The organism is Dactylosporangium sp. NPDC000521, assembly GCF_042898305.1.
In the GTDB taxonomy this organism is placed as follows: domain Bacteria; phylum Actinomycetota; class Actinomycetes; order Mycobacteriales; family Micromonosporaceae; genus Dactylosporangium.
Genome location: NZ_JBIAYW010000001.1, coordinates 266195 through 281216 on the forward strand (window position 1 = coordinate 266195; position 15022 = coordinate 281216).

16 protein-coding genes are annotated in these 15022 nt (G+C 72.0%); 10 read left to right on the forward strand and 6 right to left on the reverse strand.

Annotated features, from left to right (window positions below):
* The first annotated feature begins 233 nt into the window (after positions 1-233).
* Together ACFY3L_RS01200 and ACFY3L_RS01205 are read left to right on the forward strand one after the other, a co-directional pair.
* Positions 234-1364: a GAF domain-containing sensor histidine kinase gene (locus tag ACFY3L_RS01200; protein WP_389317199.1), complete on the forward strand. Its 1131-nt coding sequence runs from the start codon at positions 234-236 to the stop codon at positions 1362-1364.
* Between the two features lie 492 nt (positions 1365-1856).
* The gene (locus tag ACFY3L_RS01205; RefSeq protein WP_389317202.1) at positions 1857-2180 is read left to right on the forward strand and encodes a GYD domain-containing protein; all 324 of its coding nucleotides are present in this window, start codon (positions 1857-1859) and stop codon (positions 2178-2180) included.
* Between the two features lie 166 nt (positions 2181-2346).
* On the opposite strand, the gene ACFY3L_RS01210 is transcribed toward ACFY3L_RS01205, so the two are convergent.
* Both ACFY3L_RS01210 and ACFY3L_RS01215 read right to left on the reverse strand, forming a co-directional pair.
* Entirely contained in the window at positions 2347-2838 is a 492-nt protein-coding gene (locus ACFY3L_RS01210) for a GNAT family N-acetyltransferase (protein WP_389317204.1), read from the reverse strand.
* Between the two features lie 97 nt (positions 2839-2935).
* Positions 2936-3235, reverse strand: coding sequence for a hypothetical protein (locus ACFY3L_RS01215; protein WP_389317207.1), 300 nt, complete (start codon positions 3233-3235; stop codon positions 2936-2938).
* 88 nt (positions 3236-3323) lie between these two features.
* Here ACFY3L_RS01215 and ACFY3L_RS01220 point away from each other — a divergent pair, with 88 nt between their 5' ends.
* From ACFY3L_RS01220 to ACFY3L_RS01230, 3 genes are read left to right on the forward strand one after another with little or no spacing between them, the layout of a single operon-like run.
* On the forward strand, positions 3324-4229 hold the full coding sequence (locus tag ACFY3L_RS01220) for a hydroxymethylglutaryl-CoA lyase (RefSeq protein WP_389317209.1): 906 nt from the start codon (positions 3324-3326) through the stop codon (positions 4227-4229).
* 50 nt (positions 4230-4279) lie between these two features.
* A complete protein-coding gene (locus ACFY3L_RS01225) occupies positions 4280-4729 on the forward strand; it encodes a MaoC family dehydratase N-terminal domain-containing protein (RefSeq protein WP_389317212.1) in 450 nt (149 codons plus the stop codon).
* Positions 4726-5139, forward strand: a complete 414-nt coding sequence (locus tag ACFY3L_RS01230) for a MaoC/PaaZ C-terminal domain-containing protein (protein ID WP_389317215.1) — start codon at positions 4726-4728, stop codon at positions 5137-5139. The genes ACFY3L_RS01225 and ACFY3L_RS01230 overlap by 4 nt, the downstream gene beginning before the upstream one ends.
* Here the strand turns inward: ACFY3L_RS01230 and ACFY3L_RS01235 are convergent.
* From ACFY3L_RS01235 to ACFY3L_RS01250, 4 genes are read right to left on the reverse strand one after another with little or no spacing between them, the layout of a single operon-like run.
* Positions 5136-6326, reverse strand: a complete 1191-nt coding sequence (locus ACFY3L_RS01235; protein WP_389317218.1) for a thiolase family protein — start codon at positions 6324-6326, stop codon at positions 5136-5138. The two genes, ACFY3L_RS01230 and ACFY3L_RS01235, sit on opposite strands and share 4 nt — an antisense overlap.
* Before the next feature lie 13 nt (positions 6327-6339).
* On the reverse strand, positions 6340-7428 hold the full coding sequence (locus ACFY3L_RS01240; protein ID WP_389317221.1) for a CaiB/BaiF CoA transferase family protein: 1089 nt from the start codon (positions 7426-7428) through the stop codon (positions 6340-6342).
* Positions 7421-8302, reverse strand: a complete 882-nt coding sequence (locus tag ACFY3L_RS01245) for an SDR family NAD(P)-dependent oxidoreductase (protein ID WP_389317223.1) — start codon at positions 8300-8302, stop codon at positions 7421-7423. Before ACFY3L_RS01245 ends, ACFY3L_RS01240 begins: the two co-directional genes overlap by 8 nt.
* Positions 8299-9510 carry a CaiB/BaiF CoA transferase family protein gene (locus ACFY3L_RS01250; RefSeq protein WP_389317226.1) on the reverse strand — a complete coding sequence of 404 codons (1212 nt, stop codon included), beginning with the start codon at positions 9508-9510 and terminating at the stop codon, positions 8299-8301. Before ACFY3L_RS01250 ends, ACFY3L_RS01245 begins: the two co-directional genes overlap by 4 nt.
* 112 nt (positions 9511-9622) lie before the next feature.
* On the opposite strand from ACFY3L_RS01250, the gene ACFY3L_RS01255 reads away from it, so the two are divergent.
* The 5 genes from ACFY3L_RS01255 to ACFY3L_RS01275 all read left to right on the forward strand — a co-directional run bounded on the left by ACFY3L_RS01255 (position 9623) and on the right by ACFY3L_RS01275 (position 15007).
* Positions 9623-11173 carry an AMP-binding protein gene (locus ACFY3L_RS01255; protein WP_389317229.1) on the forward strand — a complete coding sequence of 517 codons (1551 nt, stop codon included), beginning with the start codon at positions 9623-9625 and terminating at the stop codon, positions 11171-11173.
* Positions 11170-12324: an acyl-CoA dehydrogenase family protein gene (locus ACFY3L_RS01260; protein ID WP_389317232.1), complete on the forward strand. Its 1155-nt coding sequence runs from the start codon at positions 11170-11172 to the stop codon at positions 12322-12324. The genes ACFY3L_RS01255 and ACFY3L_RS01260 overlap by 4 nt, the downstream gene beginning before the upstream one ends.
* Positions 12325-12407: 83 nt before the next feature.
* Entirely contained in the window at positions 12408-13595 is a 1188-nt protein-coding gene (locus ACFY3L_RS01265) for an acyl-CoA dehydrogenase family protein (RefSeq protein ID WP_389317235.1), read from the forward strand.
* A 49-nt stretch (positions 13596-13644) separates the two neighbouring features.
* A complete protein-coding gene (locus ACFY3L_RS01270; protein WP_389317237.1) occupies positions 13645-14046 on the forward strand; it encodes a nuclear transport factor 2 family protein in 402 nt (133 codons plus the stop codon).
* 7 nt (positions 14047-14053) lie between these two features.
* Entirely contained in the window at positions 14054-15007 is a 954-nt protein-coding gene (locus ACFY3L_RS01275; protein ID WP_389317240.1) for an acyl-CoA dehydrogenase family protein, read from the forward strand.
* The last annotated feature ends 15 nt before the right edge of the window (positions 15008-15022 follow it).

Below are 15022 nucleotides of genomic sequence, written 5' to 3' on the forward strand. Positions count from 1 at the left end.
TGCACGGCGCTGCCAGGCCGAGGGTCCTGTGGCGCCGCCCTCGGCACGCCGGCCGCGAAGGTCGGCCAGGTGCTGGCGGTGCGTCGCGGGCAGGTCGTCGGGCCGGGGCATCTATGCCGCCACCGCCACGAGGTCCTTGCGGCGATCCGCACCGTCCACCGAGACATCGAGCTGATCGTCGAGAGGTACGCTGGGTAGCAGAGCCAGGGTCACGGGACGCGAGGCGGCTGGTGATGGGGGCTGACGGAGACCTCGCCCAGGTCGTTGAGCAACAGGCCGCGCTGCGACGAGTCGCCACGCTGGTCGCGCGCGGCGTGCCGCCGACCGAGGTCTTCGACGCGGTCGCCGCGGAACTGGATCGGCTTATCGGCGCCGACGGCGCGGTAGTCGACCGCTATGAGGCAGACGGCACGATCACCGTGCTCGCAAGCAGTGGCTCGGGACTCCCGGTCGGCACCCGCGGACCGCTGCAGGGGAGCCCTGTTTCGGCTCAGGTGTGGCGCACCGGCCGTTCCGTCCGAGTCAACAGCTACGTGGGCGGTTCCGGCCCGCTCGCCGCGCAGATTCGCGAGTTGGGGATCCGCTCGGCGGTGGGCGCCCCGATCGCCGTTGAGGGACGCCTCTGGGGGCTGACCGTGGCCTTCACGAGGCAGGAAGAGCCAATGGCCGCCGACACCGAAGCGCGCGTCGCGGACTTCACCGACCTGGTCGGCACCGCGATCGCTAACGCCCAGGCCCGAGCCGACCTGGTCGCCTCCCGGGCCCGGGTGGTGATCGCGGCCGACCAGGCCCGCCGACGCATCGAACGAGACCTGCACGACGGCATCCAGCAGCGGCTGGTCTCGCTCGCCGTGACCGCGCGCATGGTCGAGGCGGACCTGCCGGCCGGCACGTCCGAGCTGCGGGCGCGGCTGTCCGCGCTCACCGATGGGCTGACCGGCGCGCTGGACGAACTGCGGGAGATCTCCCGCGGCATCCATCCGGCGATCCTGTCCGACGGAGGCCTGGGACCGGCACTCAAGTCCCTCGGCCGCCGTTCCGCCGTCGCGGTGCAGCTCGACGTGTGCTCTGACAGGCTGCCCGAACCGGTCGAGGTGGCCGGCTACTACGTCGTAGCCGAAGCGCTGGCCAACGCCGCCAAGTACGCACACGCCACCGTCGTGCACGTCGACACAGCGGTCAGCGACGGCCGACTGCACATGACGGTGCGCGACAACGGCATCGGCGGCGCCGACCCGGCGAGCGGGTCCGGCCTCACCGGGCTCACCGACCGGGTCGAAGCTCTGGGCGGCACCATCACGCTGGACAGCCCGATCGGTCACGGCACCTGCCTACAAGTCGAGCTTCCCCTCGCCGTTCACTGACCACCGGCAATCGCGGGCGGCGCGAGGACGTCCGCCTCACCATCGAGCCCGGCGTCGGCTCGTGGACCGGAGCCCGGTCTGTTCCCCGTCTTCGGTCTGCCGCCGTACGTGGCTTTGCCAGTAGCTGGGTAGAAGCAGATGCAGCGCCGACCACAGGAACGAGTACGACGCCCGCCAGAACTGCTTGTCCCGCTCTTGGGGACGGTCATCGCTGCGGCGCGGAGCGTCGTGGAGTGCTGCGCGTCTGGGCCCGCCGCGTGGCGGCTCGCAGCGGCCCGGGAACTCGCCGGTTGAGGTGCGGCGCAGCGCCAGGTTGCGGCAACGCCGGCGTAGATCTGCCGCGCCGGGAACTCGCCCGCAGAAGGTTTGTACCGCCGGCATGAGGAAATCCTCGGCTTGGCGCCGCCGCGGAAGGACCAGCCGGGGTGGCGCCGCAGGTGGACTTCGTTTGGCTGCCGACAGCGGCCACGAACCTTGAAGAAGGTGAAGCGCATGGCGAAGTACCTGTTCCGAAGCACCTACACCACCGAAGGTGTTCGGGGCCTCATCGACGAAGGTGGCAGCGGCCGCGTCAAGCAGACCGAGGAGTTGGTCAGCCGCGTCGGAGGCCACGTGGAGTCGTACTACTTCGGCTTCGGCGGTGCGGACACCTACATCATCGTGGACCTGCCCGACAACTCCACGGCCGCCGCGGTTCGCCTCGCCGTCACCGCCTCCGGCGCGGTCGAAACGGAGGTGATCGCACTGCTGACGCCCGACGAGATCGACCAGGCCACCCACCAGAAGGTCGGCTACCGAGCACCCGGAGCCAAGTAGGCCAGATATAGGACCGCCCCGTGCCCGGTTGGAGGGCGCCAGCGTTCTCGAGAGCCGTGATGACCCTCCAGCCCGGTGCCGGCGGGAGACTATCCCACCCTTGCCTGCCTGAGCGGCGTTCGGAGTTGCCCGCCGTTGGCGCGGTTCGACATCTCAGTCCACAACGTCACCGGCATTGAGGATACTGTTCGGATCCGAACGAGCTGAGCCGGAAGCGCAGGAACCGCTGGCCGGCGATCTCGATCTCTCCATCGGGCCGGAATCCGAACCGTCGCACGGCGGCGGCGGTGCCCCGGGTGGGTGGCAGCAGCACGGTCACGTCGTGCAAGCCGAGCGGGCCGAACGCCTCGGCCAGGATCCGCTCGGCGATCGCCCGCCCGTGGCCCCAGAACGCCGGGCGCAGCACGAGGGCCAGGTCGGCCTCGCCGTCCTCGGGCTGCAGGCCGCCCCAGCCGGCGAACGTGCCGTCGACCAGCAACGCCCATGGACCGTAGCCGTGGTCGCGCCACATTGCCTCCTTGGCGGCCACCCAGGCAGCGCAGTCCTCCGGGCCGAAACTGCCGGTGGCGAGCGGCATGTGCCGGCGGACCCGGGGATCGTTCATGAGGTCGATCAGGTCTGCGGGGTCCACCTCGGTCAGCCGGGCCAGGGTCATCATTCCCGTGACGCTACCGGCGCCGGCGCTGCGAGCGGACCGGCATTCACGCTCTGCGTCCGTCGAGATGTGACTCATGATCCGGACGCCGGGAGACTCCTCACTGGAACGCGCTTTGGACGGCGGCTTGTGTCGCGCTCCGAAGGGATTCCTTCTTCACCGCATCCGCCGGGCCGGAGAACTTGAACCTGCCTGAGGCCACGATCGGACCGCGACGGGCGGCGCAGAAGTAGACATGCACCGGGAAGCCCTCCCAGGCCGTGTCCCGGCTCCGGTCGCACCATTCGTCGACCTCTGCCGTCGCTTCCTGCACGACCGCATCGCACTTCGCCAAATTACACCGTGGGTAGTCCTGCATCTGGACGGCGGCGATCCGGGCGTTCTTGTGCCGGCACGCCATGTCGGTCTAGATTGTGTACAAAACTGTGCGAGGGCGGGCGGTGGCTGCTGGTGATCAGGAGGGTGTCGTGCGCACCAGGGGAGAGCCTGTGACCGTCAGAATCTGTGAGGTGGGCCCGCGTGACGGCCTGCAGAACGAGCCGGACCACCTGAGCCCCTCGGTGCGCGCGGAGTTCGTCGACCGGCTGTCGGCCACCGGACTGACGAGCGTCGAGGTGGTCAGCTTCGTCAATCCCGACCGGGTACCGCAGATGAGCGGCGCGGAGGAGCTCTGTGCCGCGGTGAAGCCGGTGGACGGCGTCGATCATGTCGCGTTGGTGCTCAACGAGCGCGGATACACGCGGCTGGCGGCGACGCGGTGCGTGGAGGCCCGGATGGCCTTCTGCGTGACGGAGACGTTCAATCAGCGTAACCAGGGGCGTGCCGTTGAGCGGTCGCTCGCCGAGGCCGCCGCGATCGTGGCCGCGGCGCACGCCGACGGCCGGCGGGCCAGCATCACGCTGGCCGCGTCGTTCGGCTGCCCCTTCGAAGGTGTGGTCGACCCGGGACGGGTGCTGGCCATCGCGGAGCAGGCCGCCGCCACCGGCGCGGACGAGCTCATCTTCGCCGACACGATCGGTGTCGGGGTGCCGCGGCAGGTCACCCGCCTGCTCACCGGTGCGGCCGGGCTCGGGATCCCCCTCGGGCTGCACCTGCACAACACCCGGAACACCGGTTACGCCAACGCGATCGCGGGACTGGAGGCGGGGGCGTCGGTGCTCGACAGTTCCGTCGCGGGTATCGGCGGCTGCCCGTTCGCGCCGAACGCGACCGGCAACATCGCCACCGAAGATCTCGTCTACCTGCTCGAAGGTCAGGGCGTGAGCACCGGCGTCGACCTCGACGCGCTGCTGTCCGTCTCGGCCTGGATCACCGGGGTGCTCGGCCGGCAGCTGCCCGGTCAGCTGTTGCGGGCCGGGCGGTTCCCGAAGCCCACGACTGCACCACACGATTGATTGTGTACAATCTTGCGACGGCGGGAAGAGGCGATGTACGCATGGGTCAGATGTCGAAGTTCGAGGGCCGATCGGGTGCCGAGTTCACGATGACGGTCGAGCGTGGCAAGATCCGCGAGTTCGCCGCCGCTGTCGGCTCTGACCATCCGCTGTACTCCGGCGACGACCCGATCTCCCCGCCCACCTTCCTGGCGTCGAGCGCGTTTTGGATGACGGACGCCAATGCACCGTGGGGCGACGAGCCGCCGGATCTGTCGCGGGTCCTCCACGGCGGCCAGCAGTACGTGTTCCACGGGCCGCCGCCACGGGCGGGCACCGTGCTGCACGGCCGCCAGCGCATCGACCGCGTCTACTCCAAGCAGGGCCGGCGCGGCGGCATGCTCGAGTTCGCCGACATCGTCACCGAGTTCCGCGACACCGAGGGACGGCTGGTCGCCGAGGCCCGGTCCACGCTCGTCGTGACGGAGCAGGCCCCGACGGCATCGGCGCCGGCCGAATGACGGCGCCGCGCCCGACGGTGGGCCCGCTGTGCGCGCCGCTGGTGCAGGGCCCGCTCACCGTCACCGACTTCGTGCGCTACCAGGGCGCGTCCGGTGACATGAACCCGATCCATCACGACGCCGAGTTCGCGCGTGCCGCCGGGTTCCCGACGGTGTTCGCCGTCGGGATGCGGCAGGCCGGCGTCCTGGCCGCGTTCGTCGCGGACCAGCTCGGCCCCGACAACATCCGCCGGTTCGAGGTGCAGTTCCGCGCCATGGCGTGGCCGGGCGACATCATCACCTACACCGGTGAGGTCACCGCCGTCGAGGAGACCGCGACGCACACGGTCTGCACGGTCGAGGTCCAGGCGACCCGGCAGACCGGCGAGGTCCACCTCGCGGGCACCGCGGTGTTCGAGGTGCCCGTTTAGAGTCGTTCCACGATGGTGGCGTTGGCCTGGCCGCCGGCCTCGCACATGGTCTGCAGCCCGTACCGGCCGCCGGTCTGTTCGAGGTGGTTCACCAGGGTCGCCATGAGCCGCACCCCGGAGCCGCCGAGGGGGTGGCCGAGCGCGATCGCGCCGCCGCGCGGGTTGAGCCGTTCCGGGTCCGCCCCGAGGTCGGCCGCCCAGGCGAGCGGGACCGGCGCGAACGCCTCGTTCACCTCGTAGGCGTCGATGTCGTCGATGGTCAGGCCTGCCTTGGCCAGCACCTTGCGGGTGGCCGGGATCGGCGCGGTCAGCATCATGACCGGATCGTCGCCGGCGAGGGCGAAGGCGTGGAACCGGGCCCGGGGGCGCAGCCCGAGCTCGGCCGCCCGGGTCGCGCTCATGATCAGTACGGCCGCCGCCCCGTCGGTCAGCGGCGAGGAGTTGCCGGCGGTGATGTGCCAGCCGATCTGCGGGAACCGCTCGCCGGAGGCGGCGTCGTAGAAGGCGGGCTTGAGCCCGGCCAGGCCGGCAGGTGTGGTCGCCGGGCGGATGGTCTCGTCCCGTGTCAGCGGAGCGTCGCGGCCCGGCACGTCGACCGGGACGATCTCGTCGGCGAATGCCCCGGCGTCGGCGGCCGCCGCGGCCAGCGCGTGCGAACGGGCGGCGTAGGCGTCCAGCTGCTCGCGGGTGAGGCCCCAGCGGGCGGTCACCAGCTCGGCCGCGATGCCCTGCGACACGAGGCCGTTGCCGGCCAGCCGCGCGGCCACCCCCGGGCCGAACGGGTCGGCGCCGCCGACCATGGCGGTGCCCATCGGGACCCGGCTCATGGATTCGACCCCGCACGCCACGACGACGTCGTACGCCCCGGCCATCACGCCCTGGGCGGCGAAGTGCATCGCCTGCTGGCCCGACCCGCAGGCCCGGTCGACGGTCGTGCCCGGGACGGTGAGCGGCCACCCCGCGGCCAGCACGGCGTTGCGCCCGATGTTGGCGGCCTGCTCGGCGGCCTGGCCGACGCAGCCGGTGATGACGTCGTCGATCAGCGCGGGCTCGACGCCGGTGCGCGCGACGAGTGCGTGCAGCACGGTGGCCAGCAGGTCCACGGGGTGGAGTCCGGACAGCGCACCGCCGGGCTTGCCGCGGCCCGTCGCGGAGCGGACGATGTCGACGATCACCGCGTCATGCATGGGAGTCCCCTTGTCAGTGAGCTGGAGTCGACGGCCACTGCGCGACCGCGGCGGCCAGTTCGGGTGTCGCGCCCCAGGCGCGCACGACGTCGGCGGCCGAAGCCGTCGCCGCCGCGTGGCCGAGGGGGAGCCGGGGCATCCCGTCGGCGAAGGCCGCGCGGGCCACCGCCTGGCCGTGCCGCGGCGCCTCGCTGAGGTCGAGCACGGGCGTGAGGCAGGCGTCGGTGCCGGCGGCGAGGGCGGCCCACTCGTCGCGGGTCCGGGTGAGCACCGCCGCGGCGATCGCCGCGCGCAGCGCCGGCCAGCGGGCCGGATCGTCGCGGTCCTCGCGCAGCTGCGGTTCGAGCCCGAGCAGATCGGCCAGCGCTGCGAAGAACTGGGGCTCGAGGGCGCCGATCGCGACATGGCGACCGTCGGCGCAGGCGTACACGTCGTAGTAGGGCGCGCCGGTGTCGAGCAGGTTCGTGCCGGCTTCGTCCTGCCACTGCCCGTCGCGGTGCATGCCGTACAACATCGACGCGAGGTAGGTGGTGCCGTCGGTGATCGCCACGTCCAGCACCCGTCCGGTGCCGGTGCGCGCGCGTTCGACCAGCGCGGCCAGGACCGCCGTGACGAGGTACATGCCGCCGCCGCCGAAGTCGCCGAGCAGGTTGGCCGGGGGAGTCGGCGGCTGGCCGGCCCGCGCGGCGGCGTGCAGGGCGCCGGTGACGGCGATGTAGTTGATGTCGTGCCCGGCCGTGGCGGCCAGCGGTCCGGTCTGCCCCCAGCCGGTCATCCGGCCGTAGACGAGCCGCGGGTTGATGGCGTGGCAGTCCTGCGGGCCGAGCCCGAGCCGCTCGGCGACGCCTGGGCGGTACCCCTCCAGGAGCACGTCCACCGTGGGCAGCAGTCCGCGTACGACGTCCGCGGTCTCGGTGTCCTTCAGGTTGACGCCGGCCACGGGCCGGCCCCGCTCCAGCCCGCCGCCGCCGGGCACCTGGCCGGGGCGGCGCAGCGCGAGCACGTCGGCGCCCAGGTCGGCCAGCAGCATGCCCGCGAAGGGTTCGGGTCCGATGCCGAGCAGTTCCAGAACCCGCACGCCGCGCAGTGGTCCGTCAGCCATGACGCTGTCCTTCCATGTTCGCGGCGGGCGGCGCGGCCGCGATGGCCGACCGCAGCGCCCGGTCGAGCTCGTCGGGGTCGTCGGGCTGGGTGAAGGTCGGCTCGAGGTGCCAGCCTGAGGCGATGCCGACCTGCGGGCCGCGGACGTCGATGACGCGGCCGGTGATGTCGCGCGTGTCCGGCCGGCAAAGCCAGGCGACGACGCGCGCCACCCAGTTCGGGTCGAGCTCTTCGCGCCGGCGGTCGGTGATCTCGCCCTCGTAGCGGCGCAGCGGCGCCTCGGTCAGGCGGGTGAGGGCGCTCGGGGCCACGCAGTTGGCACTCACCCCGTACGGCCGCAGCTCCTGAGCCGCGACGAGCGTGAACGCGGCGATGCCGGCCTTGGCCGCGGCGTAGTTCGACTGCCCGATGTTGCCGAACAGGCCGGAGGCGGAGGTCGTGGTGATCAGCCGGCCGTCGACGTCCGCGCCCGCCTTGGCCCTTGCCCGCCAGTGGGCGGCGGCGTGATGGGCGACGGTGAAGGTGCCCTTGAGGTGTACCGCGATGACGTCGTCCCACTCGGTCTCGGTCATCGACGCCAGGGTCCGGTCGCGCAGGATGCCGGCGTTGGCGACCACCACGTCGAGCCCGCCGAAGGTGTCGGCGGCGAGCCCGACGAGTTCGGCGGTGGCGGCGAAGTCCGTCACGTCGTGCCGGCTCAGCAGGGCGGTGCCGCCCGCGGTCTCGATCTCGGCGGCGACCGCCGCGGCGGGACCGTCGTCGGCGCCGAGGTCGTTGACGATGACGGCGTGGCCGGTGGCGGCGAGGGCCAGCGCGTAGGCCCGGCCGAGGCCGCGTGCGGCGCCGGTGACGATGGCCGTTCGGCGCGGGCTCATTGGGCGACGATCCCGCGCTGCAGGAGGTCGTCCCAGGCCTTGTCGTCCACCTCGGCCAGTTCGCCGAGCACGGCGCGGGTGTGCTCGCCCAGGCGTGGCCCCACCGTGGACACCTCGCCCGGGGTGCGGGTGAACTTCGGGACGATGCCGGCCATCGGCCCCGCGGGGCCGGCGGCGGTCTCCGGCCGCAGCACCATCTCCCGGGCGGCGTAGTGCGCGTCGGTGACCATGTCGGCCGCGGTGTAGATCTTTCCCGCCGGCACGCCGTGATCCGCGAGGGTCTGCAGCAGGTCCGGTGCGGGGAGCGAGGCGGTCCAGTGCTCGATCTCCTCGTCGAGGGCGGCCGAGTTGCGGCCGCGGGCCTCGTGGCCGTCGAAGCGCGGGTCGGTCGCCAGCTCCGGGCGGCCCATGGCGTCGCAGAGCCGGCGGTAGACCGCGTCGGCGTTGCCCGCGATCGCGATGTCGGCCCCGTCGGCGGTGCGGTACACATTGGACGGTGCGACACCGGGCAGGACGCTGCCGGTTCGCGTGCGCAGGGTGCCCGCCCGCTCGTAGTCGACCATCGTGGACTCCATGAGTGCCGCGACCGCCTCGTAGATGGCGACGTCGACCTCCTGGCCGCGGCCGCTCGCGGCGCGCTCGACCAGCGCTGTGGAGGTTCCCACGACGGCGAACAGTGCGGCCAGGGAGTCGCCGAGACTGATGCCGGTCCGGGCCGGGCGTGACCCGGGGTCGCCGGTCGTGAACCGGATGCCGCCCATGGCCTCGCCGATGCTGCCGAAGCCGGCCTCGCGCGACCGCGGGCCGGTCTGCCCCAGCCCGGAGACGTGCACGACGATGATGCCGGGGTTGATGGCGGCGAGCGTCTGGTAGCCCAGGCCCCAGGTGTCGAGGGTGCCTGGCCGGAAGTTCTCCAGGACGACGTCGCAGTGCGCGGCGAGGGCCCGCAGCACGGCCTGGCCGTCCGGGTCGCGCAGGTCCAGCGCGACCGACTTCTTGTTCCGGGCGATGGCCGGCCACCAGAGGCTCTGGCCGTCCTGCACGACACCCCAGCGGCGCATCGGGTCACCCCCGGCGGGCGGCTCGATCTTGATCACCTCGGCGCCGTAGTCGGCCAGCAGCTGGCCCGCGAACGGTCCCGCGATGAAGCTGCCGAGCTCGAGGACCCGGATGCCCGACAGCGGACCTGAAGAACCGTGCTTCGTCACGATTGCTCCCTCGAATGTGCACAATCTTATGGCAGGAGCACGTAGAACTGGCGTTTCGGCGGTGCTCGTCTGCACTATTGCACACAATCGACGACTGCGGCACACTCCGATGATGTACGCCGCACACATCGCGCAGGACCGTCCGGACCGGGTGGCGATCATCATGGCGGAGGCCGGCACGCGAATCACCTACGGTGAGTACGAGTCGGAGGCGAACCGGTTGGCGCAGCTCTTCCGGCGCAGCGGCCTGCGCTTCGGCGACCACGTGGCGATGCTCATGGAGAACAACCCGCGCCTGCTGGAGAGCGAGGCGGCCGCCGAACGCAGCGGCCTGTACTACACCTGCATCAACCACTACCTGTCCCCGGACGAGGCTGCGTACATCATCAACGACAGCACCGCCCGGATCGTGGTCACGTCGGCCGCCAAGCTCGACCTCGCCCGGCAGCTGCCGCAGCGGTGCCCCCGCGTCGAACGCTGGCTGATGGCCGACTGCGCCGACCCGCCGGCGCCGTTCGAGTCGTACGACAGGGCCGTCGCCGGCCTGCCACCGGATCCGATCCCGGACGAACAGCTGGGCATGGCCATGCTCTACTCGTCCGGCACCACGGGGCGCCCGAAGGGCATCTACCACCCGCTCGCGGTCGCGCACCCGTCCGAGGAGCCCCTCGGGTCACGCATCCAGAGCCAGCGGTGGGGGCTCGACGAGTCCAGCGTCTACCTGTCACCCGCTCCGCTGTACCACTCGGCCCCGCAGGGCAGCGTGTCCATGACGCTGCGGGCCGGCGGGACCGCCATCATCATGGAGTCGTTCGACGCGGAGCGGTACCTCGACCTCGTCGCCGCCCACCGCGTCACGCACTCGCAACTGGTCCCGACGATGTTCTCCCGCCTGCTGAAGCTGCCGGAGGAGCGCCGCAAGCGCGCCGACGTCTCGTCACTGCGCACGGTCATCCTCGCGTCGGCCCCGTGCCCGCCCCAGGTGAAGCGCCAGATGATCGACTGGTGGGGGCCGATCATCCTCGAGTTCTACGCCGCCAGCGAGGGCATCGGCTACACGTTCTGCACATCGCGGGAGTGGCTGGACCACCCGGGCACCGTCGGCCGGGCCGCGAGCGGCGAACTGCTCATCCGGGCCGAGGACGGGAGCCTGTGCCCGCCCGGCGTGACCGGCACGGTGTGGTTCCGGGGGCCGGCCGGCTTCCAGTACTTCAACGACCCCGGCAAGACGGCGGCGACCCGTGACGCCGAGCTCGGCGCCAGCTCGGTCGGCGACATCGGCTACCTGGACGACGAGGCGTACCTGTACCTCACCGACCGGGAGAGCTTCATGATCATCTCTGGTGGGGTGAACATCTACCCGCAGGAGACCGAGAACCTTCTGATCACCCACGAGAAGGTGGACGACGCCGCGGTGATCGGCGTCCCCGATGACGACCTGGGGGAGGTGGTCAAGGCGGTCGTGCAGCTCGCCCCCGGGGTGGACGCCGGCCCGGCGACCGCCGCGGAGCTGATCGCCTTCTGCCGGGCGTCGATCGCCCACTACAAATGCCCCCGCTCCGTGGACTTCGTGACCGAGCTGCCCCGGCTGCCCACCGGCAAGCTCTACAAGCGCAAGCTCAAGGACCAGTACTGGGCCGGACGAGAGACGTTGATCCGTTGACCGGCGACGAGCTCCGGCGGCGCGTCGCCGGCTTCATCCGCGACACCGGCGGCGCCGACCGGACGGCGGCGCTGGGGGCCCAGTTCGACGCCGGGCTGGCCTGGGTCCACCACCCGGCCGGGGCCGGTGGGCTCGGCCTCGCCCCGGACCGGCAGGCCGAGGTGGACGCCTTGCTCGCGGCGGCCGGCCGGCTGGAGTCCTGGGAGCGCAACCCCATGGGCATCGGCATGGTCGCGCCGGCGCTGATGGCCCACGGCACGCCGGCCCAGCAGGCGCTGCTGCGACCGATCTTCACGGCCGAGCACATCTGGTGCCAGCTGTTCTCCGAGCCCGGCGCCGGGTCGGACATCGCCGGGCTGGCCACGCGAGCCGTACGCGACAGCCGTGGAGGCTGGGTCGTCGACGGGCAGAAGACGTGGACGTCGCTGGCGCACACCGCCCGCTTCGGGCTGGCCCTGGCGCGCACCGATCCCGGCGCCCCGAAGCACGCCGGGCTGACCGCGTTCCTGATCGACATGCGGGCCGCGGGCGTGCAGGTGCGGCCGCTGCGCGACCTGACCGGGGGAACGCACTTCAACGAGGTCTTCCTGGACGGGGTGCGGCTGGGCGACGACGCCCGGCTCGGTGACGTCGGGGGCGGATGGGCGGTCGCCACCACCATGCTGGCGAGCGAGCGGGCCGCGATCGGCGGGTCGGCCGGGGAGCGCGGATCGGGGGCCATCGCCCTGGCGGTGGACACCTGGCGCCGGACCGGGTCCGACCCGGACCGGCGGGCCGAGCTGACCCGGCTGTGGGTCGAGGCCGAGGTGCTGCGCCTGTCCGCGCTGCGGGACCAGCAGACGCGGGCCGAAGGCGGGCCGGGGCCGGGCTCGTCCGGTCTCAAGCTGCGCCGGGCCCTGCTGGAGCAGCGCATCGCCCGCTTCACGATGGAGCTGCTCGGCCCGGCCGGGCTCGTCTATGACGCCGACGCCGTGCGGGCCGGCGGGCCGGCCCCGGGCGACCCGGTGTGGACGTGGCTGCAGTCGCAGGCCTACACGATCGCCGGCGGAACGTCGGACGTCATGCGCACGATCATCGGGGAGCGCCTGCTGCGGCTGCCCAAGGAGCCCGGCCTGCCCCGCGACACGCCCTGGGCGCAGATCCCGCGCTGACCGTTACGGCGATTGACCAGCGCGGCAGCGTCGATGTAAAACTGAAACTGACGTTAGAGTTAGCTAATTCGGAGGTGGCGTCCGTGCCGAGCCGAGACTTCGCCCAGCAGCGCCACGACGTGCGGCGCTTCGTCGACGAGGAGCTGATCCCGCGGGAACCGATCCTGGATCGCAACGACGCGAGCAGCGCCGAGGCGATGGCCGAACTGAAGAGCCTGGCCAAGCAGCGGGGCGTCTGGGCGCTCGGGCACCCGGCCGCGATCGGCGGCGGCGGCCTGCCGTTCATGGACTACGTCATGGTCAACGAGATCGTCGGGCGTTCGTACTGGGGAACGGAGGCCCTCGGCACACTGTCCTTTCAGGACTGTCTGATGCTGCTGGAGTTCGGCACCGAGGCCCAGCAGAAGCAGTGGATCCCGCTGCTGTTCGAGGGCGTGACCGGACCGACGATCGGCATGACCGAGCCCGAGGTCGCCGGCTCCGACCCGACGCTGATCCAGACCACCGCGGTGCTCGACGGCGACGAGTGGGTGATCAACGGCCACAAGTGGTTCACCTCCGGTGCCAACCGCGCCATGTACACCACCGTCTTCGCCAAGACGGATCCGGATGCGCCCAAGCACCAGCAGTTCTCGATGATCCTCGTGCCCACCGACACGCCTGGCTACAACATCGAGCGGGTCGTGCGGACCATGGGCCACTACGGCGGCAACCACTGCGAGGTCCGCTACGACAACGTGCGGGTGCCGGCCGAGAACCTGCTGGGGCCCCGGGGTGGCGGCTTCGCCGTGGCCCAGGCGCGGCTCGGGCCGGGCCGCATCACCCACAGCATGCGCTGGCTCGGGCAGGCCCAGCGCGCCTTCGAGTTGATGTGTGACCGCGCCAAGACCCGCTTCGCACACGGCTCGCTGCTGTCGGAGAAGGGCGAGGTCCAGCGCTACATCGCCGAGTCGGCCGCGCACATCCAGGCGGCCCGGCTGATGACCCTGGACGCGGCGCGGAAGATCGACGCCGGTCACGACGCCCGGATCGAGATCTCCCTCATCAAGTTCTTCGGCGCGCAGATGCTGCACGACGTCATCGACCGCGCGCTACAGGTGCACGGCGCGCTGGGCGTCACCGAGGACACACCGCTGGAGCGCATGTACCGCGACGCCCGCTACGCGCGCATCTACGACGGCCCGGACGAGGTGCACCGGATGGTGGTCGCCAAGCGTCTGCTGCGCAGCGACTACCGGGACCAGGCGCCGTGGTCGGACATCGTGCGCTGACCCCGCTCCGTGCTCACTGACCGAACTGACACCACTTGTAGGAGTCGCGATGACGACCGAACACCAGACCAGCCCGGCGGATGTCTCGCTCGCGCTGGCCGAGCGCCTGGCCGCGGCGATCGACGCCAACGACCTCGACGCCCTGCGCGACGAGATCTACACCCCCGACGTGGTGGTGTGGCACAACGACGATCAGCACGAGCAGCGCGTCGACGAGAACCTCAAGGTGCTGAACTGGCTGCACCGCAAGGTCGGCAACAAGCGCTATGAGGAAGTGGTGCGCCACGCGACGCCGACCGGCTACGTGGAGCAGCACGTGCTGCGGGGTACCGCGCCCAACGGCACCGAGTTCGAGATCCCAGCGTGCCTGGTGGTGACGGTGACCGGCGGGCGGATCTCGCGCATCGACGAGTACCTCGACAGCCAGGCCGCCGCCGCGCTGCGGCCATGAGCCGGCCATGAGTCAGCTCAGCACCGCCGAGCGCGACCAGTGGCGCTCCTCGGTGGCCGCCGTGGTCGCCCGCTGTACACCCGGCGGGAACTGGGATGCGCTGTTCGATCTCGGTGTCGCCGAGCTCGGGCTCGAGGACCTGGCGGTGGCGATCGAGGAGTGCGGCGCCGTGCCGGCCGCCACGCCGTTGCTGGGCCACATGTTCGGCGTGCGGGCGCTGCGTTGCGCGCCCGCGTCCCCGGAACGGGACCGGCTCCTGGCGGGCGCGATCAGCGGCCGGCATCGGGTCGCGCTCGTGCAGCCCGACGGCGAGCGGACCTACGTGCTGGAAGGGGGAGCGGCCGACACCTTCGTGATCGCGACGGGCCCGGATCTGTTCGTGGTGCCGGCCGATGCCCGCGGCGTCGTCCGGCGCCCGCTGCCCACGCTCGACCCGTCGCGGGTCCTGTGGCACGTCGAGTTCCGCGGGGCGGTGACGACGCCGCTCGGCCGGGACGGCGGATGGGCGGCCGAGCGGCTGCGGTCGGAGCTCGCCGCGCTGGTCGCGGCCGACTCCATCGGCGGGGCCCGGGCCGTGCTGCGGGGCGCCGTGGACTACGCCCGGCAGCGCATGCAGTTCGGCCGTCCCATCGGCTCGTTCCAGGCGGTCAAGCACCGCTTGGCCGACGTGTCGAGCCAGCTCGACGGGGCGGTGGCGGCGGTCGAGTACGCGGTGCGCCGGTTGGATGCCGGCTCCCCGGACTCGGCGCTGGCCGCCGCGGTCGCGAAGCTCGCCGCCGCCGACGCCTATCTGGCGGCGGCCGAGGGTGCGATCCAGACGTACGGCGGCATCGGCTTCACGTGGGAGCACCCCGCGCACATCTATCTCAAGCGGGCTCACTCCAACACTCAGCTCGCCGGCGGTGCGGCGCTGCACCTGGAACTGGTGGCCGACCGGGCCGGGATCGGCTCAATCACATGAAACCCTGGAGGGCGC

Excerpts from the sequence above, each read along its gene's own strand:
- ACFY3L_RS01200 (WP_389317199.1), top strand. The coding sequence starts at position 234 with ATGGGGGCTGACGGAGACCTCGCCCAGGTCGTTGAGCAACAGGCCGCG.
- ACFY3L_RS01205 (WP_389317202.1), top strand. The coding sequence starts at position 1,857 with ATGGCGAAGTACCTGTTCCGAAGCACCTACACCACCGAAGGTGTTCGG.
- ACFY3L_RS01210 (WP_389317204.1), bottom strand. The coding sequence starts at position 2,838 with ATGATGACCCTGGCCCGGCTGACCGAGGTGGACCCCGCAGACCTGATC.
- ACFY3L_RS01215 (WP_389317207.1), bottom strand. The coding sequence starts at position 3,235 with ATGGCGTGCCGGCACAAGAACGCCCGGATCGCCGCCGTCCAGATGCAG.
- ACFY3L_RS01225 (WP_389317212.1), top strand. The coding sequence starts at position 4,280 with ATGTCGAAGTTCGAGGGCCGATCGGGTGCCGAGTTCACGATGACGGTC.
- ACFY3L_RS01230 (WP_389317215.1), top strand. The coding sequence starts at position 4,726 with ATGACGGCGCCGCGCCCGACGGTGGGCCCGCTGTGCGCGCCGCTGGTG.
- ACFY3L_RS01235 (WP_389317218.1), bottom strand. The coding sequence starts at position 6,326 with ATGCATGACGCGGTGATCGTCGACATCGTCCGCTCCGCGACGGGCCGC.
- ACFY3L_RS01240 (WP_389317221.1), bottom strand. The coding sequence starts at position 7,428 with ATGGCTGACGGACCACTGCGCGGCGTGCGGGTTCTGGAACTGCTCGGC.
- ACFY3L_RS01245 (WP_389317223.1), bottom strand. The coding sequence starts at position 8,302 with ATGAGCCCGCGCCGAACGGCCATCGTCACCGGCGCCGCACGCGGCCTC.
- ACFY3L_RS01255 (WP_389317229.1), top strand. The coding sequence starts at position 9,623 with ATGTACGCCGCACACATCGCGCAGGACCGTCCGGACCGGGTGGCGATC.
- ACFY3L_RS01270 (WP_389317237.1), top strand. The coding sequence starts at position 13,645 with ATGACGACCGAACACCAGACCAGCCCGGCGGATGTCTCGCTCGCGCTG.
- ACFY3L_RS01275 (WP_389317240.1), top strand. The coding sequence starts at position 14,054 with ATGAGTCAGCTCAGCACCGCCGAGCGCGACCAGTGGCGCTCCTCGGTG.